Raw genomic sequence first — 23,919 nt, forward strand, 5'->3', positions numbered from 1 at the left:
ACAACCTCTCCCCCGCCAGTGCCGCCGTCCGTCTCACCACCCCGGGCGCCGACGACGGCCGCGCCACCGCGCCCACCGGCCTGCGCGCGGCCGCCCACCGCGCCGGCGGCGCGTACTACATCGACCTCGACTGGGTCCCGCCGCGCACGGACGGTGTGGTCACCGCGTACGAGATCCACCTGGACGGCAGCAGGGCCACCTCGCTCGTGTACGGTGGCGACGCGCCGCGCGACCGGGCCGAGTACAGCTTCTACGCCGGGCAGGAGTCCGGCGTCACGCACCGGGTGCGGGTGCGGGCCAAGCTGCCCGACGGCACCTGGGGCGGCTTCTCGGCGGAGCGGACGGTGACGACGGGCGAGGGGCGGTGACGTCCCGGTGGCGGGCGCACGGCCGGTGAGCACACGGCCGGCGGGCGCGTCACCTGGCCGGTCGCGCTCCGGGTGCGGGCCCGGCCGCCGCCCTGTTGGCTGCCCCTGAGGGGGCACGGGCGATCCGATCTCGGCGGCGCAAGGGATGTCCGCCAACCGTGCCGCCGGAGGGCAGCCCACATGCGCATCTCGTCGCCACTCCCCCGCTTCGGCCCGACCGTGGCAGCCGCCACCGCACTGCCCGTCGCCCTGGCCGCCGGGCCGGCCGCCGCGGGCCCGGGGATCTCGGTGAGCACCACCGGGAGCACGGTGTCGGTCACGACCACCGCCTGCGCCCAGCTGAACGGGAGCTGGGGCACGGCCTCGCTCCTCACCAGCAGCCAGGGCAGCTTCGCCGAGGGCCGCCAGGTCGCGCTGACGGGGACCGGCGCGGCCCAGTCCGCCACGTGGTCGGGCATCTCCCCGGGCACCTACACGGTCGTCGTCGTGTGCTCGAACAACAGCACCGCCGGCACCCAGACCGTCATCGTGTCCTCGGCGGCCTCGCCCTCCCCCTCCACACGCCGGTCCGCCTCCCCCTCGCCGTCCGCGTCGCCGCGCGGGGTCCTGGGCGGGGTCGGCGGGGCCATCCAGGACTACAGCACGGTCACCCTCGTGGTGGGCAGCGCGCTGATGGGGGGCGGGGTCATCGCCGCGGCCTGGTTCCTGCGCCGCCGCTCGAAGCCGTACCGGTTCTGAGCGCGCCGTGCGGGCGTCATGACGGGTCGTCGCCCGGCAGCTCGGCGAATTCCGCCAGGGCGTGCCTGAGCCACCGGGTCCAGGAGGTCTCCAGGTCGATGCCGGCGCGCAGCACCAGGTGCCGCAGCCGGTCCTCGGGGCCGTCCTTCTCCGGCGGGAAGTCGCGCTTCTCGATCTCCTCGTACTCGGACAACTGCCGTTCGTGCAGCTCCAGATGGCGCCGCAGGTCCGCCTCGATGCCGGTGGTGCCGACCACGGCGGCGGCCCGCAGCCGCAGCAGCATCGCGTCCCGCAGGGGACGCGGGTCCTGCGCGGCGGCGGTCCACCGGGCCAGTTCGTCGCGTCCCGCGGGCAGGACCTCGTAGCTCTTCTTCTGGCCGCGGGCGGGCTGCTGGGCGGGCAGTGCGCGGATCAGCCCCTGCGCCTCCAGTCTTCCCAGCTCACGGTAGATCTGCTGGTGCGTCGCCGACCAGAAGTAGCCGATCGACTTGTCGAACCGGCGGGTCAGCTCCAGCCCCGACGACGGCTTTTCGACCAGGGCGGTGAGGATCGCGTGCGGGAGTGACATGGGCTCATCCTAGGGACGGCCCACGCCGCTCCCCGCACCTCCTACAGCGCCGCCGCCAGTTCGGTGCCCTGCTTGACGGCCCGCTTGGCGTCCAGTTCGGCGGCCACGTCGGCACCGCCGACGAGGTGCACGCTGCGGCCGGCGGCGACCAGCTCCTCGTACAGGCCGCGGCGCGGCTCCTGGCCGGTGCACAGGACGACCGTGTCGACCTCCAGCACCGTGGACTCGTCGCCGATCGTGACGTGCAGGCCGGCGTCGTCGATCCGGTCGTAGCGCACGCCCGGGACCATGGTGACGCCGCGGTGCCTGAGCTCGGTGCGGTGGATCCAGCCGGTGGTCCTGCCGAGTCCGGCGCCGACCTTGGACGTCTTGCGCTGGAGCAGGTGGACGGTGCGCGGCGGTGCCGGGCGCTCGGGCGCGGCGAGGCCGCCGGGCGCGCGGTAGTCCGGGTCGACGCCCCACCGGCGGAAGTAGGTGGCGGGGTCCTCGTGGGCCTTGTCGCCGCCGTCGGTGAGGAACTCGGCGACGTCGAAGCCGATGCCGCCCGCACCGAGGATCGCGACGCGGTCGCCGACGGGGGCGCCGTCGCGCAGCACGTCCAGGTAGCCGAGGACGCTCGGGTGGTCGACGCCGGGGATGTCCGGGACACGGGGGGTGACTCCGGTGGCGACGACGACCTCGTCGTAACCGGTGAGGTCGTCGACGCCCACCCAGGTGTTCAGCCGTACGTCGACGCCGTGCGCGTCGAGCTGGGTGCGGAAGTAGCGCAGCGTCTCGTCGAACTCCTGCTTGCCGGGGACCTTGCGGGCGACGTTGAGCTGTCCGCCGATCTCGCCGGCGGCGTCGAAGAGGGTGACCTCGTGGCCGCGCTCGGCCGCGCTCACGGCGCAGGCCAGTCCGGCCGGTCCGGCGCCGACGACCGCGACGCGCCTGCGCAGCCGGGTCGGGGCCAGGACCAGCTCGGTCTCGTGGCAGGCGCGCGGGTTGACCAGGCAGGAGGTGATCTTCCCGCCGAAGGTGTGGTCGAGGCAGGCCTGGTTGCAGCCGATGCAGGTGTTGATGGCCTCGGGCCGGCCGGCGGCGGCCTTGGCGACGAAGTCGGGGTCGGCGAGCATCGGGCGGGCCATCGACACCATGTCCGCGGCGCCCTCGGCTAGCAACTGCTCCGCCAGCTCGGGGGTGTTGATGCGGTTGGTGGTGACGAGCGGCACCGTCACCTCGCCCATCAGCCGCTTGGTCACCCAGGTGTACGCGCCGCGCGGCACGGAGGTGGCGATGGTGGGGATGCGGGCCTCGTGCCAGCCGATGCCGGTGTTGATGATGGTCGCTCCGGCGGCTTCGACGGCCTTGGCTAGCGTGACGACCTCCTCCAGCGTGGAGCCGCCGGGGACCAGGTCGAGCATGGACAGGCGATAGACGATGATGAAGTCCTCACCGACCGCCTCGCGCACCCGGCGGACGATCTCGACGGGGAAGCGCATGCGGTTCTCGTAGGAGCCGCCCCAGCGGTCGGTGCGCCGGTTGGTGTGCGCGGCGATGAACTCGTTGATCAGGTAGCCCTCGGAGCCCATGATCTCGACGCCGTCGTAGCCGGCCTCGCGGGCGAGGCGGGCGGCGCGGGCGTAGTCGTCGACGGTCCGCTCGACCTCGCCGTCGGTCAGCTCCCGGGGCACGTGGGGGCTGATCGGCGCCTGGAGCGGGCTGGGCGCGACGAGGTCGGGGTGGTAGGCGTAGCGGCCGAAGTGCAGGATCTGCATCGCGATCCGGCCGCCCTCGCGGTGCACGGCGTCGGTGACGACGCGGTGCCGCTCGGCCTCGGCGCTCGTGGTGAGCCTGGCGCCGCCGGGGTAGGGGCGGCCCTCGTCGTTGGGGGCGATGCCACCGGTGACGATGAGGCCCACTCCCCCGCGGGCCCGGGCGGCGTAGAAGGCGGCCATGCGCTCGAAGCCGCGCTCGGCCTCCTCCAGGCCCACGTGCATGGAGCCCATGAGGACCCGGTTGGGCAAGGTGGTGAAGCCCAGGTCGAGCGGGCTCAGCAGGTGGGGGTAACGGCTCATCGGGCCCTCCGTGCGCGGTGTCGTGCCTCTGTTGTAGAGGACGGCCGCCTCTTTGTGCAACTAGTTGCACAAAGAGGCGGCGCACACCACACCGCCGTGCCGGCAGGCCCTGGATCAGCGGCTCTCCAGCCGTACGTGCAGTTCACGCTCCTGGTCGCCGGAGGTCGTGCTCAGGTCGTGCACGGTGAACAGGGAGTCCAGGGTGGTGCGGAAGCGCTCGATCGCCCAGTAGCCGCCCTGCGCGTCGGCCTCCACCGAGGCGTGGAGCCGGGTGGGTCCGCACTCGCCCTGGTGGGCGTCGGCCACGTCGAAGGTGCCGAGCCACACGGTCGGGCGCACCTCGTGGTACTCCCGGGTCACGTCGCCCGCGTGCCGGTCGGACGAGAAACACGCGCACAGGGCGTCGAACACGGTCCGGGCGTCCTCCTTGTCGCATCCGCTCAGCTCCACCGAGACGGACTCCGGATGCAGTCGCTCGCCGTCCATCGTGATCGCTCCTCTCCTGGCCGCGGTGCGCTGCCGCGGGCCGTTCCACCGCGTGGACGCCCCTCGGAGACCGCACCCATACCCCCAGAAAAGCACCACCTCGGGCAGAGCACTACCGGCACGGGCCTACGGCCGCCGTCTCAGCCCCGGGTGAGGCGGTACGTCTTGCTGTCGGTCAGTACGCACAGGCCCGGGGAGACGACGATCACGCGCAGGGTGCCGGTACGGCGGTCGTAGTCGACGCCCTCCGCCTCGAAGTCGCCGGAGCAGGCGCTGCGCAGCGGCAGCTGCCGCAGGGCGGTGACGCGGCCGGTGACGTCGGCGGTGCCGGACGGGGCGGCGGAGAGGTCGATGCGCAACAGCGGTTTGGTGAGTCCGAAGAGGGCGCCCTCCGGGTCGTCGGAGGAGCACAGGAGGGTGGTGGCGTCGAGGAAGTCGCAGCCCTGGACGTCGCGCACCGCGTGGTCCAGGTGCACGGTGGCCACCTGCGGGAGGTCGGCCGAGGGCGAGGTGGCCGGGTTGACACCGGGTGTCGGGAAGACCAGCAGCCGGTCCATGGTGCCCCACTCGCCGGAGAGCATCCACCGGCCGTCCGGGGAGATCGCGGCCCAGGAGTTGTTCCGCGCCTCGCCGGCGCCCAGCGTGTGCACGTACTCCGACCAGCGCCCGTCCGGCGCCTGCACGCGGAACATCTTCGCGTTCCCGTCGTCGCGCTGGTACGGCTCGACGTAGTACCCGTCGTAGGAGGCGTCGGGGTCGCCGACGTGGTTCCAGCCGCGTCCGGCGAGGCCCCAGGGGACGGTGCCGATCCCCGTGTAGCGGTTGGGGCTGCCGGCCGGGACCTCCATCGAGGCCAGGCCCTGACTCTCGGTGAGCGGGTCGGCCCGGTCGGAGCCGACCTCGGTCCAGGTGCCGGCGGCGGGGGCGGCGGCCCCGGCGGGCGGGGCGGCGAGGAGGAGGGCGAGGGCGGCGAGGCCGGTCAGGACCGCGTGACGACGTCGCCGGGCGCGCAGGGGCATGGGTCGGCTCCTCGGTGGGGGGTGGTCGGGTGGCACGCACTCGGCGCACAGTGTGGCCGCCCCTGGAAGTCATGTACATACCAAAATGCGCCGGGTGCGGCCGTCCCGTGGGGCGGTGGCCGCCCCGCGGGGAGATGCTGGAGGAGGCGGCAGCGGCTCGCGGGAACGAGCCCGTACGCGAGGGAACGCGGTAGAACAGGGGTGGCGGCATCGGAAGACGTGTCGCGGAGCACGGCGAAGGCGGGGCATGGGATGAGCGCAGCCGGGTCTGCCGGGTTCGAGGGCACCGAGTCACCGCGCGGGCCGGTGCGCCCCAGTGGCCTGCTCGACGTGCTGAACGTGGCCTCGGTCGTGCTGGACGCCCAGGGCCGGATCGTGCTGTGGAGCCCACAGGCCGAGGAGCTGTTCGGCTACTCCGCCCGGGAGGCGCTGGGTGAGTACGCCGCCCGGATCATGGTCCACGAGAAGCACCTCGACCTGGTCGTGAAGCTGTTCGCCGACGTGATGAGGACCGGCCGGAGCTGGGCCGGCGCCTTCCCCATCCGCCGCAAGGACGGCACCACCCGGCTGGTGGAGTTCCGCAACATGCGGCTGCTCGACGACCGGGGCGACGTCTACGCGCTGGGGCTCGCGGCCGACCGGTCGACCGTGCGCCGACTGGAGCGCGACGTGGCCCTGTCCTCCCGGGTGATCACGCAGTCCCCGATCGGGCTGGCGGTCCTGGACACGGATCTGCGGTACGTGTCGGTCAATCCGGCGCTGGAGCGGATCAACGGCGTCCCGGCCGAGGCCCACATCGGCCGCACGGTCCGGGAGGTGCTGCCGGGCGTGGACGCCGACGGACTGGAAAGCGCGGCCCGCCGGGTGCTGGAGACCGGGCAGCCCGTCGTCGACCGGTCCGCGACCGGACGGACCCCCGCCGACCCGGACGAGGAGCACGCCTGGTCCGTCTCGCTGTACCGGCTGGAGGACGCCCTGGGCGCGGTGCTGGGCGTGGCCGTCTCGATCGTGGACGTCACCGAGCAGTACCGGGCGAGCGTCGAGGCGGAGGCCGCGCGCGGCCGGCTCGCCGCCGTGGCCGACGCCTCGGCCAGGATCGGCACCACGCTGGAGCTGGACCGCACGGCCCACGAACTGGCCGACGTGGCCGTGCCGGACCTCGCCGACGTGGCGGCCGTGGATCTGCTGGAGGCCGTGGTCAAGGGCCGTCGCAGCTCCCTGGGCCCCGCCGAGCCCGCGGTGATCCGGGCCCTGGCCGTCCAGGCGGACAACGCCCCCGAGGCGCTGCGGGCGGCCGATCCGCCCGGGCAGGTCGCCCGGTACGGGCCGGACCGCCTGGTCACCGAGTGTGTGCGCACCGCCCGGCCCGTGATGGTGGCGCAGGTGACGGACGAGGACCTGACCCGCATCGCCCGCTCGCCCGAGGCGATCGAGCTGCTGCGCCGGGCCGGCGTGCACTCGTACCTCGCCGTCCCGCTGATCGCGCGCGGCGAGGTGCTCGGCGCCCTGGACCTGAAGCGGACCGGCAACCCGCTGCCGTTCGACGAGGACGACCTGCTGCTGGCCCGGGAGCTGGCCGCGCGCGCGGCGCTGCAGATCGACAACGCCCGCTGGTACCAGAACGCCCGCGACGCCGCCCTCACCCTGCAGCGCAGCATGCTGCCGAGCCACCCGCGGGTGACGGGCGGCCTGGAGGTCGCCTCCCGCTACCAGCCCGCCGAGGCCACCAGCGAGGTCGGCGGCGACTGGTTCGACGTGATCCCGCTGGAGGACTGCAAGACGGCGCTGGTCGTGGGCGACGTGATGGGCAGCGGCATCACGGCGGCGGCGTCCATGGGGCGGCTGCGCACCGCGACGAACACGCTGGCCGCCCTGGACCTGGATCCGGCGCTGCTGCTCGAACACCTCGACCGGACCACGGCCGGCCTGGACCAGGCCATCGCGACCTGCGTCTACGCCGTCCACGACCCGCACGCCCGCCGGTGCCGCATCGCCAACGCCGGCCACCTGCCGCCGGTGCGGCTGCGCGCGGGCCGTCCTCCGGAGCTGCTGGACCTGCCCACCGGGGTGCCGCTCGGAGTGGGCGGCGTCGCCTTCTCCACCACCAGCGTCGAGCTGGAACCGGGCGACCGGCTGGTGTTCTACACCGACGGCCTCGTCGAGACGCGGCAGCAGCCGATCGACGAGCGGCTGGCCGCGCTCCTCGCCCTGCTGGAAGGCCCGGACCGCCCCCTGGAGGAGGTCTGCGACCTGCTTCTGCGCACGCTGCACGAGCCGGAGAACTCCGACGACGTGGCCCTGCTGATCGCCCGGGCCACGCCACCGGAGTAGGCCGGCGCCCCGCTACCGCACGACGCCGATCACCACGTGGGCGTACAGCTCGTCACTGACCTCCAGGCGGGCGGTCAGACCGGCGCGGGTGAAGGCGTCGACGGCGGCCGGGGCCTGGCGTTCGCTCGTCTCGACCAGCAGGCAGCCGCCGGGCGCGAGCCAGCCGGGCGCCCCGGCGGCGACCCGGCGCAGCACGTCGAGGCCGTCCGCACCGCCGTCGAGGGCGACCAGCGGCTCGTGCTCGCGGGCCTCGGCGGGCAGCAGGGCGACCTCGCCGGTGGGGACGTAGGGCACGTTGGCGGCGAGTATGTCGATCCGGCCGCGCAGCGCGGCGGGCAGCGCGTCGAACAGGTCGCCGGTGTGCGCCCGGCCGCCGGCGGCCGAGAGGTTGCCGCGGGCGCAGCGCACGGCGGCCGGGTCGACGTCGGCGGCGTGCACCTCGGGCCGGTCGAGGGCGGCGGCCAGGGCCGCGCCGACGGCGCCCGAGCCGCAGCACAGGTCCACGACGACGCCCGCGCCGGGCGCGTGGGCCAGGGCCCGCTCCACGAGGAACTCGGTACGGCGGCGCGGGACGAAGACGCCGGGGGCCACGGCGATGCGCAGTCCGCGGAACTCGGCCCAGCCGAGGACGAGTTCGAGGGGCAGACCGGCGACGCGGCGTTCGACCAGCGCGGCGAGCTCGCCGGGGGTGCGGGCGGCGGCGAGGATCAGCTCCGCCTCGTCCTCGGCGAAGACGCACCCCGCGGCGCGGAGCGCGGCCACGACGGAGTCACGGGAGGGGAAGGCGGAGGAAGAGGAGGGCGTCGAGAACAGTGGGGGCATGGAAGCCGAGAGCCTTTCGAGAACCGAAGGGCGCTCTCCCGGTCACCGGTGTCCGGTGACCGCGTTGCCGAGAGGCGAGAGCACCCGGACCGACACAGCGGTAATGGGTCTCACCTCCCAGGTGTCCGGCGGCCGGGACGGTCCGCGGCCGTCGGCCACACTACCCCAACGATCACACGCCGACGGTCTCCTCGGCCTCTTCCTCCGCCTCCTCGCCTGCGGCGGGTCCGGTCCCCTCCCCGTCCGGCCCCGCGTGGGCCGGCGCGGGTGCGGCGGCCCGCTCGCGGAGGGCGGCGACGCCCGTCACCGCGAGGCCGAGCAGCAGCCAGGCGACCAGGGTCCAGATGCTGCGGCCCAGTCCGTCGCCGTCGAAGTAGAGCAGGCCGCGGGCGCCCTCGACGAAGCCGGCGCCGTTCCAGAAGGCGTGCAGGGTGCCGAAGAAGCCGTTCTGCAGCTCGGGCCGGAACAGGCCGCCGGAGGTGGTGAAGTTGAGCATCACGAACAGCACCATCATGGCGAGGGTGGTCCACCGCTTGAGAAAGGTGTGCAGGCCCACGCCGAGGAACAGGATGCCCGCCGCGTAGAGCCAGGCCATGCCGAAGACGCCGGCGAGGTCGTGGTGCGCGAGGTGGAAGACCGGGCCGGCGAGCAGGGTGCCGATGCCGGCGACGACGACCGAGACACCGAGCGTCAGCAGCGCCCGGACGCGCATCGGCAGCGCCGATCCGGCGGCGCCGAGGGCGGCCACGGAGGCGTAGGAGCCGATGCTGACCGCGATCAGCAGGAAGAACAGGCCCTGCCCGGTGGGGTCGTCGTCGACCGGGGCGGCGATGTCGGAGACCTTCAGCGGGACGCCCTGCCGCTCGGCGAGGGGGATGAAGACCTTCTCCGCGGCCATGGCGCCCATGTCGGACGCCGCGGTGGCCACGACGACCTCGGAAGCCTTGCCCCCGGGCACGTAGGCACCGGTGACGTCCCGGTGCCGAAGCAGGTCGACGGCCTCGGCGCGGGTGGGGACGGTCCGGACGTCGAGCGCGTCGCCACCCCCGTCCTCGACCGTCCGGGCGAGCGCCTCGGCCTCGGGACCCGAGCCGACGACGGCGACGGGCAGGTGGTTCGGTTCGGGGGTGACGAAGGCCCCCATGTACGCGAGCCCCATGCCGATGCACATCAGCAGCGGGGTGATCAGGTGCGTGAGCGTGTGACGCAGGGCGTGCGACCTCATCGGTCCGCATCCTCCGATGGTTGGCTTATACAACTCTTTATCAAGTTGTACTATACAACCAACACTGTGAGGGAGGATCCGTGACGACAGCCGAGAGGCCCGACGAGACGACCGTCACCCCCGACGCCGACGCGACCGGTGCGACCGGCGCGGCCGCGGAGACGGCCGACGCGGCCGTGGAGACCATCCAGCGGGAGATGACGGCCTTCGCCCGCCGTGCCCGCGCCTCGGCGGGGCGCATGCACCCCGAGCTGTCGCTGGTGTCGTACACGCTGCTCGGGCACCTGGAGGAGCAGGACGGGTGCCGGGCCACCGACCTGGCCACCCACTACGCCCTGGACAAGTCCACCGTGAGCCGGCAGGTGGCCGCCCTGGAGCGCGCCGGGCTGGTCGAGCGGCGCGTCGACCCGGACGACCAGCGGGTCCAGGTGCTGCACCTGACGGACGCCGGCCGGCGCATCCTGGCGCAGGTCACCGAGAGCCGCCGGGCCGCCTTCCGGGAGCGGCTCGCCCACTGGCCCGAGGAGGACCTGGTCCGCTTCGCCGCGTATCTGGAGCGGTACAACGCGTGGCGGGGCGCCGGGCCCGGTGAGGGCCGGGACTGAGGTGCCGCCCGGCAGCACGTACCGTTGACCGCGTACGAACCGATCACGCCGACCGCGGGCACCCCCTCCCCGTCGGCCGAAAGGCCCCGCCGCATGAACACCACCCGAGGCTTCACCGGACGCGCGCGCTCCGCCCGGCCGGGACTGCCGCCCGGCCAGTACGACGCGGGCGACGACTGGCCCGTGCTGTCCGCCGAGGTCACGCCCGACCTGGCACCCGACGACTGGTCCTTCCGCATCGGCGGGCTGGTGGCCGGGCCCCGCACCTGGAACCGGGAGGACGCCGGCCGGCTGCCCGCGTCGGCGTACACGGGAGACATCCACTGCGTGACCGGCTGGTCGAAGTTCGGGGTGCGGTTCGGGGGCGTGTCCCTGGACGCCTTCCTGGACGCGGCCGGCCCGTTGCCGTCCGCCACGCACGCCGTCGCCTACTCGCACACCGGATACACCGCGAACCTGCCGCTGGCCGACCTGACCGGCGGGCGGGCCTGGATCGCGTGGGAGTACGACGGGCGGCCGCTGCCCCCCGAACACGGCGGCCCGGCGCGGCTGGTGGTTCCGCACCTGTACTTCTGGAAGAGCGTCAAGTGGATCGCGGGCCTGGAGCTGCTCGACCACGACGAGCCGGGCTTCTGGGAGCAGAACGGCTATCACGCACGCGGCAACCCCTGGCAGGAGCAGCGGTACTCCGGTGACTGAGACGACTTCGACACGCACGGCACGCACCTTCACCCCCCCGACGCGGTTCGCCGTGCCCGGGCGCATCGAGGTGGACGGCGGAGTGGCCGGGACGTGGCAGACGGCCACGCTCACGGAGATCCGCCGCGAGACGCCCCGCGCGGCCACCTTCCGGCTGGCGGTGCCCGGCTGGGCGGGGCACCTGCCCGGCCAGCACCTGATGCTGCGGCTGACCGCGCCCGACGGGTACGTGGCCCAGCGCCACTACTCCCTGGCGTCCGCGCCCGACGACTCGGGGCACATCGAGCTGACCCTCGACCACGTGGCCGGCGGCGAGGTGTCGGGCTGGTTCCACACGGTGGCCCGGCCCGGCGACCGGATCGAGGTGCGGGGCCCGCTCAGCGGCTTCTTCGCCTGGCCCGGCGACCGGCCCGCGCTGCTGCTCGGCGCCGGCTCCGGAGTGGTGCCGCTCATGTCGATGGTGCGCCACCACCGGGCGCGGGGGCTGTCGGTCCCGGTGCGGCTGCTGGTGTCGGCGCGCAGCCCGGAGGAGCTGATCTACGCGCGGGAGTTCGGCGCGGAGACGACGCCCGTGTTCACCCGCAGCGCCCCTGAGGGGACGCCGGTGGGACGGCTGGCGGCCGCGCACCTGGCCCCCCTGCTCGCCGATCCGCCCGCCGGGGGCTGGGAGGCGTACGTCTGCGGATCCAACTCCTTCGCGGAACACGCCTCGCGGCTGCTGGTGGCGGCGGGACAGCCGGTGGACCGGATCCGCATCGAGCGCTTCGGCTGACCCGCGGCGGGCCGTCTCCCCCGGTCCCGCCGGGCACGCGGGCGACGGCACGCGACGGCCCTCCGGCGATCCGGCGCGAGCGACGCGGCGTGCGGTGGGCAAGGCCCGCCGGACGGGGTACCAGACCTGTGCGGGCACACGCGCGCGTGACGCGATGGGGAGACGACGGCGGCCCCGCCTCGTACGGGCCGCCCCTCCGGCCCTCCGGCCGCGGTGATCGCGAGGAGGTCGACATGCGAACCCGGGTGCGCGGCTGGCGCTGGCGACGCAATCCGCTGCGGCGCCGGTCGGACGTCGTCGAGGCGTGGACCGCGCTGGTCGTCGCCGTCCTGCTGTGCGTCGGCGCCCCGCTGGCGGGGGTGTCCGCGGCCTTGTGGGCCCAGGGCCAGGCACAGCGGATCGCGGCGCAGCAGCGGGCCGAGCGCCACCGGGTGCACGCCACGGTGGTCGACCGCACCCCCGACAGTGTGGCGTCGGCGCAGACCGGCGGGCAGTCGTACCGCGTGGTCGTGCGCTGGACCACACCGGGCGGTGACACGCGGACCGCCACGAGCCGTGTCCCGGCCGGTGCCCGGCAGGGCGACGTGGTCACCGTGTGGCTCGACTCCCGTGGCCGGAGCGTGCCGCCGCCGACCGGTGGCTCCGCGGTCCTGGAGCACACCGTCACCGTCGGCGCGTTCGCGACCCTGGGCGCCGCCCTCACCGTCCTCGTCGGGCACAGCCTCGGGCAGCGGGCGGCGCTCCGGCGCCGGATGGCCGAGTGGGAGCGCGACTGGGCGTGCACGGAACCGCAGTGGACGCACCGCCGGGCGTGACGCCCGCGACCCGGCCACCCACGCGGTGCGCGGCCGGCTCCCGACGCGGGTGACCCGGCGCGCACGGTCGCGCTCGGCGGCAGCCGGGGCGGCGGCCCCTTCCAGGAGGCCGCGAAGCCGCGCCGGCCGCGCTCGTACGCCCGAGTCCGGACACGCCGCGTCCGCGGGCTTCCGCCCGGTCCGACCAGTCGGTACGTTCTTCGGGCCCGGGCCGTCACACCGCGGCCCGGTTTCCCGGCGTACGACGGAGGGTCCATGTCCGAGCACGAGGTACGGGTCGACGGCCGCTGCGACGCCCGCTTCGCGGCGGTGCGCACCGCTTTCGAGGAGAACTTCCGGGACCGGGGGGAGCTGGGCGCCGCGGTGGCCGTCACCGTCGACGGCACGACGGTGGTGGACCTGTGGGGCGGCTGGGCCGACGCGGCCCGCACCCGCCCCTGGGAGCGGGACACACTGGTGAACCTGTGGTCGACGTCCAAGGGCCCGACCGCCCTGTGCGCGCACATCCTCGCCGACCGCGGGCTGCTCGACCTCGACGCGCCGGTGGCCCTCTACTGGCCCGAGTTCGCCGCCTCGGGGAAGGAGAAGGTGCTCGTACGGCACCTGCTGTCGCACCGCGCCGGCCTGTCCGGCCTGCGGGAACCGCACACGTTGGCCGAACTGTACGACTGGGAGTCGACCACCGCGCGGCTGGCGGCCATGGAGCCCTGGTGGGAGCCGGGCACCCGGTCCGGCTACCACGCGATCACGTACGGGTTCCTGGTCGGCGAGGTCGTGCGGCGCGTGTCGGGGCTGCTGCCCGGGGCCTTCCTCGAGCGCGAGGTGACCGGGCCGCTCGGGATCGACTTCACCATCGGACTGCCCGAGCGGGAGGCGGGCCGGGCGGCCGAACTCGTGCACCCCCGTGCCGGGTCCGGCAGCGACCAGGCGGCCGTCCTCGCCCGGTTGGAGCCCGCCGCCCTCGCCGCGCTGACCAATCCCCCGGCGGGCGCGGCGGAGGCCAACACGGCGGCGTGGCGGGCCGCCGAACTCCCGGCGGCGAACGGACACGGCACGGCGCGGGCGGTCGCCGCGCTCTACGGGATCTTCGCGAACCGGGGCTCGTACGGCGGCCGGCGGCTGCTGTCCCCGCAGGCCGCCGAGCGGGTGCGCGAGGGGCAGGGCGCCTGCCGCGACCTGGTCCTCGGTGCCGGTTTCGCGCACGAGACGGAGATCGGTCTCGGCCTGTGGCTCAGTGGCCCGAACGGCTCCTACGGGCCCAATCCGCGGGCCTTCGGACACGACGGTTTCGGCGGATCCTCGGGACTGGCGGATCCCGAGGCCGGGGTCTCGCTGGGCTACGCGATGAACCGCATGGGGTCGCACATCTCCGACGACCCGCGGAAGATGGCGCTGGTGGAGGCCCTGTACAGCGCTCTGTGAGCGCCGCTCACGGCAGCCGTCGGGCCACGACCAGCCGGGCCCGCGGGCTGCCGTCGGGCCGGCGTCCGAGGGCGGGCAGGCCGTGCAGGTCGACCCGGAACCCGGTGCGCGCCAGCTCGCGGCCCACGTCGCCGATCCGGAACGTCCGGTAGTACATGACGAACGGTGGCCTCCACAGTGCGTTGCGCACGCGCATCGCCGTGTCGAAGCCCAGCAGCGTCCAGTACGCCCGGGAGCCGGGGCGGGGCGGGGCGCCGACGGGGAAGGCGAAGCAGCCGCCCGGCCGCAGCACGGAGCGCACCTGGGCGAAAAGGCCCGGCAGTTCGCGGGGCAGGAAGTGCCCGAACGCCCCGAAGCTCACCACGAGGTCGAAGGCGGGCCCGAACGGCAGGGCGCGGGCGTCGGCGCGCACCCAGGAGACCGCGGGGCCCTCGGGCACGGGGCGCCGGCGCGCGACGGCCAGCATGCCCGCGCTGAAGTCGACGCCCGTGACCCGTTCCCGGCACACCCGGCCGAGGACGTCCACGCCCGCGCCCGTGCCGCAGCACAGGTCGAGACCGGTGCCGAACGGGCCCATCGGCTCCAGCGCCGACGCCACGGCGTCCAGGATCCGGTCCGGTGTGCGGTACGGGGTGTGGTCGAACTTCGGGGCGAGCAGGTCGTATCCGCGCTCGACCGACGACAGCGCCTGGACGGCGAGTTCGCGCAGGGTGGGGCCTTCGGGGCCGAACATCCCGGTCAGCCCCGGGCCTGCCGGGCCGCCCCGGCGGGGGCGCGCCGTTCCAGCACGTCGAGGACGCGGTCGCACCAGCGGACGTTCTCCTGCTCGAAGGTGATCCCGGCGGCCAGCGTGAGGTAGGGGCCGACGCGCTCCGCGTCGCGCAGGTACGCGTCCTCCGTGCGGCCGTCGAGGAGGCGCTCACGGACGCGTTCGTAGCGGGCGAGCTTGCCCAGGGCCCAGGACCTGCGCTCCTCGACCAGTGCGCGGACCTCCTCGGGGGCGACGCCGTCCATGGCCTGCATCTTGATCAGGAACTCGTCGCGGACGGCGGTGGGACGCCGCGTCGGCTCGGCGGCGAAGGCGTCCAGCCGTTCCCGGCCGGCCTCCGTCAGCGAGAACAGGCGCTTGGTGGGCCGGCGCTCCTGCGGCACCGTCCGGAACTCGATCAGCCCCTCACCCGCGAGACGGTCCAGTTCCCGGTAGAGCTGCTGGGGCGTCGCGGGCCAGAAGTTGGCGAGCGAGGCGTCGAAGACCTTGGACAGCTCGTAGCCCGATGCCTCGCCCTCCAGCAGGGCGGCCAGGACGGCGTACTTGAGGGACATGTCGACACGCTAGCAAGGAATGACTACTCTCCTACACACCTATTCAAATAGTTTAATAGGAGGGGCGATGCAAGCATTCCGCGCGGCCGTCGAGGCGCACGACATCGACGCCGTCGAGGCGCTGCTGGCCGAGGACGTCGTCTTCACCAGCCCGGTCGTGTTCGAGCCGTACCGCGGCAAGGCGATCACGATGGCGATCCTGCGCGCGGTCGAGCGCGTCTTCGAGGACTTCCGGTACGAGCGGGTGATCGGCGAGGCGGACGGCCGCGACCACGCACTGGTGTTCAGCGCACGGGTCGGCGACCGGGAGATCGGCGGCTGCGACCTCCTGCGCCTCGACGAGGCCGGCCGCATCGCCGAACTCACCGTGATGGTGCGTCCGTTGTCGGGCGCTCAGGCGCTGCAGGCCGCGATGGCGGCGCAGTTCGAGCGGATCACCGAGGAGGCCGACAGCGCCTGACGGACCGTCGACGTCCCGAGTCCCGCCGGGCGCGGCGGCCCGGCGGGACTCCGTCCCGGTCGCCGCGGGGCGTCCACGGCGACCGCCGCGTCGCGCGGGGCGCGACGGTCCGGCCGTCCCGCCTCCGCCCCCTCCACCGCCCGTGGTGGTACAGTGCCATCAGCACCTGTGCACGCCCCCCTTTTTCCTTCCGGGTCCTGGGACCCCTTCGGGCGCCGGTGCGATTCCCCTTCGGTTCGCCGACCCGCCCGTCCCGACACGACCGGCGCGTCCGCTTCTCGGCACCCCCTCGCGAACAGGGTCTCCCCCCGAAGTCCGAGGTGCCGTTCCCCGCCGTCCCCAGGGCGTCGTCCGCCCCCTCGCACGGCTTCTCCCCCCTCCTTCCGCATGTCTCATGCCCGTGTCCGTGAAAGGACCGAACACCATGACCACCACACTCGAACACCCCCCTGTGCAGCACTCCCCGGCCGAGATCACCTCCGGTGTCCTCGACATCGACGCGGGAGGCAGGGGCCACCTGCGCGGCAGGAACCTGCTGCCCGAACCGTCCGACCCGCCCCTCTCCCCCGCGCTGGTCCGCCGGCACGGCCTGCGCAAGGGCGACCTGGTCGAGGGCGTGCTCGGCGACCGCCGCGCCCTGACCGACGTCGTCCGGGTCAACGGGCGTACGCCCGCGGACCCCGGCGGGCGACGGCACTTCCGGGACCTGACCCCGTTGCACCCGTACGAGCGGCTGCGCCTGGAGCACCCCGCGGCCGGCCCGACCGGGCGCATCGCCGACCTGATCGCCCCGGTCGGCAAGGGCCAGCGCGGCCTGATCGTCGCTCCGCCCAAGACCGGCAAGACCGTCCTGCTCCAGCAGATCGCCGCCGCCGTCGCCGGCAACCACCCCGAGGCGCACCTGATGGTGGTGCTGCTCGACGAGCGGCCAGAAGAGGTCACCGACATGCGGCGCTCCGTCCGGGGCGAGGTGTACGCCTCGACGTTCGACCTGAGCGCCAGGCACCACATCGCGCTCGCCGACCTGGTGATCGAGCGGGCCAAGCGCCTCGTCGAGGCCGGTGAGGACGTCGTGATCCTCCTCGACTCCCTCACCCGGCTGTGCCGGGCGCACAACAACGCCGCCGCCTCCGGCGGCCGCACGCTCAGCGGCGGTGTCGACGCCGGTGCGCTGCTCGGACCCAAGCGGTTCTTCGGGGCCGCCCGGAAGGCGGAGGAGGGCGGCTCGCTCACCGTTCTCGCCACCGCGCTGGTGGAAACCGGCTCGCGCGCCGACGACTTCTTCTTCGAGGAGCTCAAGGGAACCGGCAACATGGAGCTGCGGCTCAGCCGGGAGCTCGCCTCCCGCCGCGTCTTCCCGGCCGTGGACCTGGCCGGCTCCGGCACCCGCCGCGAGGAACTCCTGCTCTCCACCGTCGAGTCGACGGCCGTACGGGGTCTGCGGCGGGCTCTGGGGACCCGGGACGCACAGTCCGGTCTGGAGACGCTGCTCGAACGGATGCGCCGGACCCCCGACAACGCCACGTTCCTGCGGGACGTCCGGCCGACGCTGCCCTCCGGCTGACGGGCCGACGGGCCGACGGGCCGACGGACTGCGGGGTCCGCCGCGTCCGGGTCCGTTACGGCCATCCGGGTGTTCGCGGGCGCGGCTCGGCCCGGGCAGCGTGGCGCCGCGCGGTCGCATTCCTACGTTTGCGGTATGACTATCAGATTTTCATCTCGGACGATTCGATCCACCTGTGTGCTCTGCGTGGCGGGCCTGCTGACGCTCATGCCCGCCGCCGCGGCCGCCCGCGCCGTACGGCCGGACCCGGGCGTGTCCGGCGGGCCACGGGCCACGGCACCGCCGCCGTCCCTGCTGTACCGCTCCGGCACCCAGGTCCGGCTCCGCCCCGGCGCACCGGAGGTCCCCTACGTCTCCGCCCTGGCCTGGGTGGTGGCCGACGCCGGCAGCGGCGAGGTGCTGGCCGCGCACGACGCGCACCGCAGGCTCCCGCCCGCCAGCACCCTCAAGACGCTCTTCGCGCTCACGGTGCTGCCGGTCCTGCCGGGCGGCCTCAGTCACCGGGTGAGTACCGAGGAGCTGTCGGACATCGGGCCCGGCAGCAGTCTGGTCGGGGTCGTGGAGGGGCGCTCGTACCGGGTCTCCGACCTCTGGAACGGCGTGTTCCTCAACTCCGGCAACGACGCCGTCCACGTCCTCGCCTCGCTCGTCGGCGGCTGGAACACCACCGCCGCCCGGATGCAGGCCGAGGCCCGCGCCCTCGGCGCCCACGACACGTACGTCCGCTCGCCCGACGGCTACGACGCGCCGGGCCAGGTCTCCTCGGCCTACGACCTGGCGGTCTTCGGGCGGGCCGGGCTGCGCAACCCCGACTTCGCGCGGTACTGCTCCAGGATCGACGCGATGTTCCCCGACGGCGACGGAGACTCGTACGGGATCATGAACACCAACCGGCTGCTCACGGGCGCGGACGGGGTGGAGCCCTATCCGGGGCTGATCGGCATCAAGAACGGCTACACCAGCAACGCGGGCAACACGCTCGTCGCCGCCGCCCGGCGCGACGGGCGCACCCTGGTGGTGACCGTGCTGAATCCCCAGGAGGGCGGCGGATACGCCGTGTACGAGGAGGCCCGCTCGCTGCTCGACTGGGGGTTCGACGCCGCCGGCCGGGTGGACCCGGTCGGTTCGCTGGAGCCCGGGGGCGTCCGGCCGCGGCCGGGCCCCGAGGCCCCGCCCTCGACGGTGGCCGCGGAGCCGGCCCCGGACGAGCCGGGCTGGCCGGAGACCGGCTCGATCCTGGGCGCGGCCGGGCTCGGCGCGGGCGCCGTGGCGCTGGTCCTGCGGTTCAAGGCCGGCCGGAGGCAGCGGGGTTGACCGGTCGGGCGTCGGCCCGGGTCAGAACACCGACAGTCCCGTCAGCGTCGTGAAGCGGTCCAGGGCCGCCACCCCGGCGACCGAATTGCCCCGCTCGTCCAGACCGGGGCTCCACACGCACAGCGTGCAGCGGCCCGGCACGACCGCGATGATGCCGCCGCCGACCCCGCTCTTGCCCGGCAGACCCACCCGGTAGGCGAAGTCACCGGCCGCGTCGTACGTCCCGCAGGTCAGCATCACCGCGTTGACCTGCTTGGCCTGGCTGCGGCTCAGCAGCCGGGTGCCGTCGGCGCGCACCCCGTGCCGGGCGAGGAACCCGGTGGCGAGGGCGAGGTCGGCACAGGACGCGGCGACGGAGCACTGGCGGAAGTACTGCTCCAGCAGGATCGGCACCGGGTTGTCGATGTTGCCGTAGGACGCCATGAAATGGCCCAGGGCGGCGTTCCGGTCGCCGTGGGTGGTCTCGGACGCGGCGACCTCCTCGTCGAAGGTCAGGTCCGGGTTGCCGCTCTCGGCACGCAGGAAGGCGAGGAGTTCGCCCGCCGCGTCGCCGGTGCGGGTGTGCAGCCGGTCGGTGACGACCAGGGCGCCCGCGTTGACGAACGGGTTGCGCGGGATGCCGTTCTCGTACTCCAGCTGCACCAGGGAGTTGAACGGGTTGCCGGACGGTTCGCGTCCCACGTGCTCCCACAGGGCGTCGCCCTCACGGGCCAGGTCGAGGGCGAGGGTGAAGACCTTGGTGATGGACTGCGTGGAGAACGGCTCCCGCCACTCCCCCACGCCGTACACCGTGCCGTCCGGCTCGGCGACGGCCATGCCGAAGCGGCGGGGGTCGCAGGCGGCGAGCGCCGGGATGTAGTCGGCGGGCCGGCCGCTGCCGGGGGTCCGCTCGATCTCCTCGGCGATGCGCTCCAGGACCGGCTGGAAACTCGTCGGCGTGCTCATGGCCACCATCTTCCCTCCGGGTGCGGCCCGGTGTGCGGGGGGTGGGGTCAGCTGTACCCCCCTTCGGGGGCTGACGTCATTCTGCGGACGGACGGCCCTTCACATACTGGAGCGCATGGCCAATCCCACGGTGCTCGTCGAAACGCCCTCCGCCCACGAGAAGGAAAAGGAACGCGAAAAGGGAAACGGAAGAGGAAGCGATTTCTCCGAACTGTCACGGCGCATAACCGACGCGGGTCTGCTCCGGCGCCGCCCGCTGTACTACACGGTGCGTTTCGGCGCCGTCGCCCTCGCGCTCACCGGCGTCGTCGCGGCCTTCGTCGTCCTGGGGGACAGCTGGAGCCAGTTGGCCGTCGCCGTGGCGTCGGCCGTCGTCTTCGGCCAGCTCGGACTCGCCGCCCACGACCTCGCCCACCGGCAGGTCTTCTCGCGGCGCCGCCCGAGCGAGGCGGGCGGTCTGCTGGTGGCCAACCTGCTGCTGGGCATGAGCTACGGCTGGTGGATGAACAAGCACACCCGTCACCACGCCAATCCCAACCACGAGGAGAAGGACCCGGACGTCTCCCCGGACATCCTGGTCTGGTCGCGGCGTCAGGCGAGCAGGGCCACGGGCCTTCCCCGCTTCATCGGAAAGCACCAGGCCGCCCTGTTCTTCCCGCTGCTGACGCTGGAAGGACTCAATCTGAGTTTCAGCAGTTTCAAGGCGCTGCGCAGCCCGTCGATGAAGCGGCCGGTGCTGGAGGGAACACTGCTCGTCGCCCATTTCGTCCTGTATTTCGGCGGCCTTTTCACGGTCCTCTCCCCCGGCAGGGCGCTCGCCTTCGTCGCCGTGCACCAGGGTCTGTTCGGGATCTACCTGGGCTCGGTCTTCGCGCCCAACCACAAGGGCATGCCGATGATCGAGGAGGGCACGCGGCTCGACTTCCTGCGCCGGCAGGTCCTCACCTCCCGCAACGTGCGGGGCGGTGCCTTCATCGACGCCTTCATGGGCGGCCTCAACTACCAGATCGAGCACCACCTGTTCCCCAGCATGCCGACGCCCGCCCTCGCCAGGGCCCAGGTCATCACCGAGCGGTACTGCGCCGAGCTGGGCGTCCCCTACCACCAGACCGGGCTGCTCGCCTCGCACCGCGAGGCCCTGCGGCACATGAGGAGCGTCGGGGAGCCGCTGCGCGACGCCCGCTGAGGCGCGGGGCGTCGCCTCGCCCTACGCCCAGAGCGCGTCGGCCAGTGCCACCCCCGCGAAGGCCGCGCCGAGGCCGGCCGCCACGCTCGCCACCACGTTGACGGCGGCGTGCAGGCGGGCGCCCGTCCCGGTCAGCCGCAGCGTCTCGTAGGAGAAGGTCGAGTACGTCGTCAGGGCGCCGCACAGGCCGGTGCCGAGCAGCAGCTGGAGGCGGGAGGAGGCGGCCCCGGCGAGCACCGCGCCGGTCAGCACGCCGAGGACGAGGCAGCCGACGACGTTCACCGTGAAGGTGCCCCAGGGGAAGACCGAGTCGTGCCGGGACTGCACGGCGCGGTCGGTGAGGTAGCGGAGCGGGGCGCCGGCCATGGCGCCCACGGCGACCAGCAGCCAGTTCACGACGGCCCCTCCCCCCTCGGGCCCCTCGTGCCGGGTCCACCGGGCGCCTGCCCGCGGCCGGTGTACCGGACGACCTCGCAGGGGTCGAGGATCGCCAGGCCCTCGGTGACGAGTTCGTCGAGCTGCGGCAGGAAGGCCCGTACGCGCTCCTCGGTGTCCACGACGACGACGGCCACCGGCAGGTCCTCGCTCAGGGACAGCAGCCGGGTGGTGTGGATCAGCGAGGAGGCGCCGAAGCCCTCGATGCCGCGGAAGACGCTCGCGCCGGCGAGACCCGCCCGGTGGGCCCGGTGGACGATCTCCGAGTACAGGGGCCGGTGGTGCCAGGTGTCGTTCTCGCCGACGAGGACGGTCAGGCGCAGCGCGCTGCCGGTGAGCCGTGTCATGGCTGCCTCCGCTTCAGGACGCGGCGGGTCGCCCATGCGGCGAGGCCGACCGCCGTGAGGGCCGCGAGCGGGGTCGCGGCGAGGTAGGCCAGGGCCGTGCGGACGTGGCCGGTGGCGAACAGCTGCCGGCTGTCGACGGCGTAGGTGGAGAAGGTGGTGAAGCCGCCGAGCACGCCGGTGCCGAAGAAGGGCCGCACGAGGCGGTGGGCGGCCCACACGTCGGTGATGACGACCATGAACACGCCGATCACCGCGCAGCCGGCGACGTTGACCCAGAAGGTCGCCCAGGGGAAGCCGCCGGTGTGCGCGGGCCATCCCAGGGAGACCGCGTAGCGGGCGGTGGCGCCGAGGCCGCCGCCGAGCGCCACGACCGCGACGACCGGCGCCTGCGTGCGCCGGGCGGGACGCCGGGGCACGACGGGGCTGTCCGTGTCCGGGGCTGTCATGGTGGTACGTCTCCTACTCGCCGGGCATGGGGCGCCCCCGTGCGCAAGTAGGGACCGTCGGCGGCACCTGTGCCGCGGTTCGGGTACGGCGGGCCCCACCGCCGCGCCGCGCGCCGGGCGCGGCCGCCCGCCAGCCTAGCGCCGGGTGCCCGTCCGGGTCACTTCGGGAGCGGTCCGGGGGGTCACCAGCCCTTCTCGAACAGCCGCGCCACTTCGGCGATCCGGACCTCGTCGCGCCGGTAGTAGGTGCGTCGGCGGATCCTGCTGGTGCGCAGCAGGCCGAGGGCGACGAGCAGGCGCAGGTGGTTCCTGGCCACCCGGCGCGGCACGCCGAGCTTCGCGGCGACGAGGCCCGCGTCGACGCCGTGTACGAGGGCGTCCGGGCGGCGTTGCGGCGGGAAGTGCGCGACCGGGTCCTCGAGCCACTCCAGGATGTCGAGCCGCGTGCGGTGCGCGGGAGTCCTCGGCATCTCGCCCTCCCTCCGGGCCTTCCCGTGCCCGTCCGCCTCCACTGTCCCGCGGCCGGGGCCCCGCCGTCCGGGACTCCGGCCGCCGTGTCCGGTACCGGCCCCCCGGTGGATCCCTCACGCCGCGTTTCCCGGCCGACGGCTCGGTGCCGTGGGTGTCCAGGGGTGTCTCCGCCGGTCACCGGGAGGTGCCACCGAGGCGGAGCGGACCGTTCCCTGCACCCGCAATAGTTGCACGATCAACGAATCCTCCGTCCGGTGCTACCGTGCAGGTATGGCAGTCAAGACGGCCGGGGCGCGGCTCGAGGAACGGTGGCGGGAGATCCTCTCGGTGCACGCCCGCACGATGTGCGAGATCGACCGCGTGCTGCACCCGCACGGTCTGGGCGCGAGCGACTTCGAGGTGCTCGACATCCTGGTGGCCGAGGCGTCGGAGGAAGGCGCCCAGTGCCGGGTGCAGAACCTGGTCGGCCGGGTCCACCTCAGCCAGAGCGCGCTCTCCCGCCTCATCGCGCGGCTGGAGAAGGAGGGGCTGGTGGAGCGCTCCATGTGCGCGGAGGACCGGCGCGGTGTGTGGGTCGCCCTGACCCGCCGGGGCCGCGACCTGCACGCCGAGGTGCTGCCGCTGCAACGGTCCGTACTGGCCCGCATGCTGGGCGACCACTAGGGAGTGCCGTTCGCCTCGGCCCGGCTCCGGGCGACGGTGCGGTGCCCGCGGCCGCGGGACGGAGGAGGACGGCGGGGGCGGAGCCCCGGCGACCCGCGGCAACGCCGCGGACGCGCGTGCCGGACCCCACGGCCCCGGCACGATCCGAACGGCGCCCCCGGCCCGGGACGGGCCGGTGTCCCGTGCCGTCCGGGGGCGGGCCGGCTCCGGCGTCCCTAGGGGCGGGCCAGCAGCGTGCGGACGCCGTCCGACGTGAGCGTCAGGCGGTGCTCCGAGCCGGCGTCGATGGACAGCGACAGGTCGTCGGCCGGCCACTGCGCGGCGAGCGCGCCGAGCGGCACCATGCGGTAGCGCGAGACGTACGGCAGCAGGCCGGCCATCTCCAGCTCGGAGGTGAACACGGGCACCACCTGGCGGCCGCCCTGCTGCTCCAGCACCGGCAGGGCCAGCATCCCGGGGTCGGCGGCGTCCTGCTCGTTCGCGTCGTCCGGTACCGGCACGAGCACGTCGCTGCTCGCGAGCGTGTCGAGCGCCGCCGTGTCCTCGGTGTTCTCGGCGAGCGCGTCCAGGGCCCGCTGGGCGGGCGTGGTGGGGTGGTCGTTCGCGGGTGTCTCCATGGCAGATTCCCTGGTAGCGGCGGTGGGGTGGGGCCCGCGCGGCTGATCGGCACGGGCGCGGTCCAGCCTCGCGTACCCGATCGCCCACGGCGCAATCCTGTTCCGGGGTCCACGCCCGCGCCACCGCGGCCTTTCGGGCGATCGGGCCGTCTCGCCCCATGGCCGAAGATGTTCACCTCAGAGGGGTATCGCCCCTGGTGACGGTCACGGTCGCGGCGGAC

At 74.1% G+C, this 23,919-nt stretch carries 26 protein-coding genes and 1 pseudogene; 13 read left to right on the plus strand and 14 right to left on the minus strand.

Annotated elements, in window-relative coordinates:
- Together JHAT_RS26365 and JHAT_RS26370 are read left to right on the plus strand one after the other, a co-directional pair.
- Nucleotides 1-368: pseudogene (locus tag JHAT_RS26365) on the plus strand (hydrolase); the annotation flags it as partial.
- A 180-nt stretch (nucleotides 369-548) separates the two neighbouring features.
- Nucleotides 549-1,106 (plus strand): hypothetical protein, encoded by a 558-nt coding sequence (locus JHAT_RS26370; RefSeq protein WP_077800763.1) that lies wholly within the window; start codon nucleotides 549-551, stop codon nucleotides 1,104-1,106.
- A gap of 16 nt (nucleotides 1,107-1,122) precedes the next feature.
- Here JHAT_RS26370 and JHAT_RS26375 read toward each other — a convergent pair whose 3' ends face one another.
- The 4 genes from JHAT_RS26375 to JHAT_RS26390 all read right to left on the minus strand — a co-directional run bounded on the left by JHAT_RS26375 (nucleotide 1,123) and on the right by JHAT_RS26390 (nucleotide 5,236).
- Nucleotides 1,123-1,674, minus strand: coding sequence for a PadR family transcriptional regulator (locus JHAT_RS26375; protein WP_077800764.1), 552 nt, complete (start codon nucleotides 1,672-1,674; stop codon nucleotides 1,123-1,125).
- Nucleotides 1,675-1,715: 41 nt separating this feature from the next.
- On the minus strand, nucleotides 1,716-3,731 hold the full coding sequence (locus tag JHAT_RS35790) for an NADPH-dependent 2,4-dienoyl-CoA reductase (protein ID WP_077800765.1): 2,016 nt from the start codon (nucleotides 3,729-3,731) through the stop codon (nucleotides 1,716-1,718).
- Nucleotides 3,732-3,845: 114 nt separating this feature from the next.
- The gene (locus JHAT_RS26385; RefSeq protein WP_077800766.1) at nucleotides 3,846-4,217 is read right to left on the minus strand and encodes a hypothetical protein; all 372 of its coding nucleotides are present in this window, start codon (nucleotides 4,215-4,217) and stop codon (nucleotides 3,846-3,848) included.
- A gap of 140 nt (nucleotides 4,218-4,357) precedes the next feature.
- Nucleotides 4,358-5,236: a hypothetical protein gene (locus JHAT_RS26390; protein WP_077800767.1), complete on the minus strand. Its 879-nt coding sequence runs from the start codon at nucleotides 5,234-5,236 to the stop codon at nucleotides 4,358-4,360.
- A 252-nt stretch (nucleotides 5,237-5,488) separates the two neighbouring features.
- Here JHAT_RS26390 and JHAT_RS26395 point away from each other — a divergent pair, with 252 nt between their 5' ends.
- Nucleotides 5,489-7,567: a SpoIIE family protein phosphatase gene (locus JHAT_RS26395; protein ID WP_077800768.1), complete on the plus strand. Its 2,079-nt coding sequence runs from the start codon at nucleotides 5,489-5,491 to the stop codon at nucleotides 7,565-7,567.
- A 12-nt stretch (nucleotides 7,568-7,579) separates the two neighbouring features.
- Here the strand turns inward: JHAT_RS26395 and JHAT_RS26400 are convergent, their stop codons facing one another.
- On the minus strand, nucleotides 7,580-8,389 hold the full coding sequence (locus tag JHAT_RS26400) for a putative protein N(5)-glutamine methyltransferase (protein ID WP_077800769.1): 810 nt from the start codon (nucleotides 8,387-8,389) through the stop codon (nucleotides 7,580-7,582).
- A 172-nt stretch (nucleotides 8,390-8,561) separates the two neighbouring features.
- Nucleotides 8,562-9,614 (minus strand): hypothetical protein, encoded by a 1,053-nt coding sequence (locus JHAT_RS26405; RefSeq protein WP_077800770.1) that lies wholly within the window; start codon nucleotides 9,612-9,614, stop codon nucleotides 8,562-8,564.
- 80 nt (nucleotides 9,615-9,694) lie between these two features.
- Here JHAT_RS26405 and JHAT_RS26410 point away from each other — a divergent pair, with 80 nt between their 5' ends.
- The 5 genes from JHAT_RS26410 (at nucleotide 9,695) to JHAT_RS26430 (ending at nucleotide 13,927) form a co-directional block, all read left to right on the plus strand.
- Nucleotides 9,695-10,219 carry a MarR family winged helix-turn-helix transcriptional regulator gene (locus JHAT_RS26410; RefSeq protein WP_077800771.1) on the plus strand — a complete coding sequence of 175 codons (525 nt, stop codon included), beginning with the start codon at nucleotides 9,695-9,697 and terminating at the stop codon, nucleotides 10,217-10,219.
- 93 nt (nucleotides 10,220-10,312) lie between these two features.
- On the plus strand, nucleotides 10,313-10,918 hold the full coding sequence (locus JHAT_RS26415; RefSeq protein WP_077800807.1) for a sulfite oxidase-like oxidoreductase: 606 nt from the start codon (nucleotides 10,313-10,315) through the stop codon (nucleotides 10,916-10,918).
- Between the two features lie 52 nt (nucleotides 10,919-10,970).
- The gene (locus JHAT_RS26420; protein WP_107482022.1) at nucleotides 10,971-11,690 is read left to right on the plus strand and encodes a ferredoxin reductase; all 720 of its coding nucleotides are present in this window, start codon (nucleotides 10,971-10,973) and stop codon (nucleotides 11,688-11,690) included.
- Between the two features lie 233 nt (nucleotides 11,691-11,923).
- Nucleotides 11,924-12,505: a DUF3592 domain-containing protein gene (locus JHAT_RS26425; protein WP_077800772.1), complete on the plus strand. Its 582-nt coding sequence runs from the start codon at nucleotides 11,924-11,926 to the stop codon at nucleotides 12,503-12,505.
- 255 nt (nucleotides 12,506-12,760) lie between these two features.
- Nucleotides 12,761-13,927, plus strand: a complete 1,167-nt coding sequence (locus JHAT_RS26430; RefSeq protein WP_077800773.1) for a serine hydrolase domain-containing protein — start codon at nucleotides 12,761-12,763, stop codon at nucleotides 13,925-13,927.
- A gap of 7 nt (nucleotides 13,928-13,934) precedes the next feature.
- On the opposite strand, the gene JHAT_RS26435 is transcribed toward JHAT_RS26430, so the two are convergent.
- Complete coding sequence (locus tag JHAT_RS26435; protein ID WP_077800774.1) at nucleotides 13,935-14,660, minus strand: class I SAM-dependent methyltransferase; 726 nt, start codon at nucleotides 14,658-14,660, stop codon at nucleotides 13,935-13,937.
- A gap of 5 nt (nucleotides 14,661-14,665) precedes the next feature.
- A complete protein-coding gene (locus JHAT_RS26440; RefSeq protein ID WP_077800775.1) occupies nucleotides 14,666-15,250 on the minus strand; it encodes a PadR family transcriptional regulator in 585 nt (194 codons plus the stop codon).
- Nucleotides 15,251-15,317: 67 nt separating this feature from the next.
- Between JHAT_RS26440 and JHAT_RS26445 the strand changes: the two genes are divergently transcribed.
- The 3 genes from JHAT_RS26445 to JHAT_RS26455 all read left to right on the plus strand — a co-directional run bounded on the left by JHAT_RS26445 (nucleotide 15,318) and on the right by JHAT_RS26455 (nucleotide 18,588).
- Nucleotides 15,318-15,710 (plus strand): nuclear transport factor 2 family protein, encoded by a 393-nt coding sequence (locus tag JHAT_RS26445; protein ID WP_077800776.1) that lies wholly within the window; start codon nucleotides 15,318-15,320, stop codon nucleotides 15,708-15,710.
- Between the two features lie 424 nt (nucleotides 15,711-16,134).
- The gene (gene rho, locus JHAT_RS26450) at nucleotides 16,135-17,274 is read left to right on the plus strand and encodes a transcription termination factor Rho (protein WP_077800777.1); all 1,140 of its coding nucleotides are present in this window, start codon (nucleotides 16,135-16,137) and stop codon (nucleotides 17,272-17,274) included.
- Nucleotides 17,275-17,409: 135 nt separating this feature from the next.
- Nucleotides 17,410-18,588, plus strand: a complete 1,179-nt coding sequence (locus JHAT_RS26455) for a D-alanyl-D-alanine carboxypeptidase family protein (RefSeq protein ID WP_171991066.1) — start codon at nucleotides 17,410-17,412, stop codon at nucleotides 18,586-18,588.
- Between the two features lie 21 nt (nucleotides 18,589-18,609).
- Here JHAT_RS26455 and JHAT_RS26460 read toward each other — a convergent pair whose 3' ends face one another.
- Nucleotides 18,610-19,542: a glutaminase gene (locus JHAT_RS26460; protein ID WP_171991067.1), complete on the minus strand. Its 933-nt coding sequence runs from the start codon at nucleotides 19,540-19,542 to the stop codon at nucleotides 18,610-18,612.
- Nucleotides 19,543-19,648: 106 nt separating this feature from the next.
- On the opposite strand from JHAT_RS26460, the gene JHAT_RS26465 reads away from it, so the two are divergent.
- Nucleotides 19,649-20,719 (plus strand): fatty acid desaturase, encoded by a 1,071-nt coding sequence (locus JHAT_RS26465; RefSeq protein ID WP_171991068.1) that lies wholly within the window; start codon nucleotides 19,649-19,651, stop codon nucleotides 20,717-20,719.
- Between the two features lie 21 nt (nucleotides 20,720-20,740).
- Here JHAT_RS26465 and crcB (JHAT_RS26470) read toward each other — a convergent pair whose 3' ends face one another.
- The 4 genes from crcB (JHAT_RS26470) to JHAT_RS26485 all read right to left on the minus strand — a co-directional run bounded on the left by crcB (JHAT_RS26470) (nucleotide 20,741) and on the right by JHAT_RS26485 (nucleotide 22,417).
- Complete coding sequence (gene crcB / locus JHAT_RS26470) at nucleotides 20,741-21,115, minus strand: fluoride efflux transporter CrcB (protein WP_077800779.1); 375 nt, start codon at nucleotides 21,113-21,115, stop codon at nucleotides 20,741-20,743.
- A complete protein-coding gene (locus JHAT_RS26475; protein ID WP_077800780.1) occupies nucleotides 21,112-21,501 on the minus strand; it encodes a DUF190 domain-containing protein in 390 nt (129 codons plus the stop codon). Before JHAT_RS26475 ends, crcB (JHAT_RS26470) begins: the two co-directional genes overlap by 4 nt.
- Nucleotides 21,498-21,947, minus strand: a complete 450-nt coding sequence (crcB, locus tag JHAT_RS26480; protein WP_077800781.1) for a fluoride efflux transporter CrcB — start codon at nucleotides 21,945-21,947, stop codon at nucleotides 21,498-21,500. Before crcB (JHAT_RS26480) ends, JHAT_RS26475 begins: the two co-directional genes overlap by 4 nt.
- A 182-nt stretch (nucleotides 21,948-22,129) precedes the next feature.
- Nucleotides 22,130-22,417 carry an ArsR family transcriptional regulator gene (locus JHAT_RS26485; RefSeq protein WP_077800810.1) on the minus strand — a complete coding sequence of 96 codons (288 nt, stop codon included), beginning with the start codon at nucleotides 22,415-22,417 and terminating at the stop codon, nucleotides 22,130-22,132.
- Between the two features lie 271 nt (nucleotides 22,418-22,688).
- Here JHAT_RS26485 and JHAT_RS26490 point away from each other — a divergent pair, with 271 nt between their 5' ends.
- A complete protein-coding gene (locus JHAT_RS26490) occupies nucleotides 22,689-23,081 on the plus strand; it encodes a MarR family winged helix-turn-helix transcriptional regulator (protein ID WP_077800782.1) in 393 nt (130 codons plus the stop codon).
- A gap of 215 nt (nucleotides 23,082-23,296) precedes the next feature.
- Here the strand turns inward: JHAT_RS26490 and JHAT_RS26495 are convergent, their stop codons facing one another.
- Complete coding sequence (locus JHAT_RS26495) at nucleotides 23,297-23,698, minus strand: SseB family protein (protein WP_077800783.1); 402 nt, start codon at nucleotides 23,696-23,698, stop codon at nucleotides 23,297-23,299.
- Nucleotides 23,699-23,919 lie beyond the last annotated feature (221 nt).

It is taken from the genome of Streptomyces sp. JHA26, assembly GCF_002005565.1.
Lineage (GTDB): Bacteria > Actinomycetota > Actinomycetes > Streptomycetales > Streptomycetaceae > Streptomyces.

Excerpts from the sequence above, each read along its gene's own strand:
- JHAT_RS26415 (WP_077800807.1), top strand. The coding sequence starts at position 10,313 with ATGAACACCACCCGAGGCTTCACCGGACGCGCGCGCTCCGCCCGGCCG.
- crcB (WP_077800781.1), bottom strand. The coding sequence starts at position 21,947 with ATGACAGCCCCGGACACGGACAGCCCCGTCGTGCCCCGGCGTCCCGCC.
- JHAT_RS26440 (WP_077800775.1), bottom strand. The coding sequence starts at position 15,250 with ATGTCCCTCAAGTACGCCGTCCTGGCCGCCCTGCTGGAGGGCGAGGCA.
- JHAT_RS26475 (WP_077800780.1), bottom strand. The coding sequence starts at position 21,501 with ATGACACGGCTCACCGGCAGCGCGCTGCGCCTGACCGTCCTCGTCGGC.
- JHAT_RS26485 (WP_077800810.1), bottom strand. The coding sequence starts at position 22,417 with ATGCCGAGGACTCCCGCGCACCGCACGCGGCTCGACATCCTGGAGTGG.
- JHAT_RS35790 (WP_077800765.1), bottom strand. The coding sequence starts at position 3,731 with ATGAGCCGTTACCCCCACCTGCTGAGCCCGCTCGACCTGGGCTTCACC.
- JHAT_RS26460 (WP_171991067.1), bottom strand. The coding sequence starts at position 19,542 with ATGGTGGCCATGAGCACGCCGACGAGTTTCCAGCCGGTCCTGGAGCGC.
- JHAT_RS26445 (WP_077800776.1), top strand. The coding sequence starts at position 15,318 with ATGCAAGCATTCCGCGCGGCCGTCGAGGCGCACGACATCGACGCCGTC.
- JHAT_RS26435 (WP_077800774.1), bottom strand. The coding sequence starts at position 14,660 with ATGTTCGGCCCCGAAGGCCCCACCCTGCGCGAACTCGCCGTCCAGGCG.
- JHAT_RS26390 (WP_077800767.1), bottom strand. The coding sequence starts at position 5,236 with ATGCCCCTGCGCGCCCGGCGACGTCGTCACGCGGTCCTGACCGGCCTC.
- JHAT_RS26370 (WP_077800763.1), top strand. The coding sequence starts at position 549 with ATGCGCATCTCGTCGCCACTCCCCCGCTTCGGCCCGACCGTGGCAGCC.
- JHAT_RS26430 (WP_077800773.1), top strand. The coding sequence starts at position 12,761 with ATGTCCGAGCACGAGGTACGGGTCGACGGCCGCTGCGACGCCCGCTTC.
- JHAT_RS26490 (WP_077800782.1), top strand. The coding sequence starts at position 22,689 with ATGGCAGTCAAGACGGCCGGGGCGCGGCTCGAGGAACGGTGGCGGGAG.
- JHAT_RS26425 (WP_077800772.1), top strand. The coding sequence starts at position 11,924 with ATGCGAACCCGGGTGCGCGGCTGGCGCTGGCGACGCAATCCGCTGCGG.
- JHAT_RS26455 (WP_171991066.1), top strand. The coding sequence starts at position 17,410 with ATGACTATCAGATTTTCATCTCGGACGATTCGATCCACCTGTGTGCTC.
- JHAT_RS26465 (WP_171991068.1), top strand. The coding sequence starts at position 19,649 with ATGGCCAATCCCACGGTGCTCGTCGAAACGCCCTCCGCCCACGAGAAG.
- JHAT_RS26385 (WP_077800766.1), bottom strand. The coding sequence starts at position 4,217 with ATGGACGGCGAGCGACTGCATCCGGAGTCCGTCTCGGTGGAGCTGAGC.
- JHAT_RS26375 (WP_077800764.1), bottom strand. The coding sequence starts at position 1,674 with ATGTCACTCCCGCACGCGATCCTCACCGCCCTGGTCGAAAAGCCGTCG.
- rho (WP_077800777.1), top strand. The coding sequence starts at position 16,135 with ATGACCACCACACTCGAACACCCCCCTGTGCAGCACTCCCCGGCCGAG.
- JHAT_RS26405 (WP_077800770.1), bottom strand. The coding sequence starts at position 9,614 with ATGAGGTCGCACGCCCTGCGTCACACGCTCACGCACCTGATCACCCCG.
- JHAT_RS26495 (WP_077800783.1), bottom strand. The coding sequence starts at position 23,698 with ATGGAGACACCCGCGAACGACCACCCCACCACGCCCGCCCAGCGGGCC.
- JHAT_RS26400 (WP_077800769.1), bottom strand. The coding sequence starts at position 8,389 with ATGCCCCCACTGTTCTCGACGCCCTCCTCTTCCTCCGCCTTCCCCTCC.
- JHAT_RS26395 (WP_077800768.1), top strand. The coding sequence starts at position 5,489 with ATGAGCGCAGCCGGGTCTGCCGGGTTCGAGGGCACCGAGTCACCGCGC.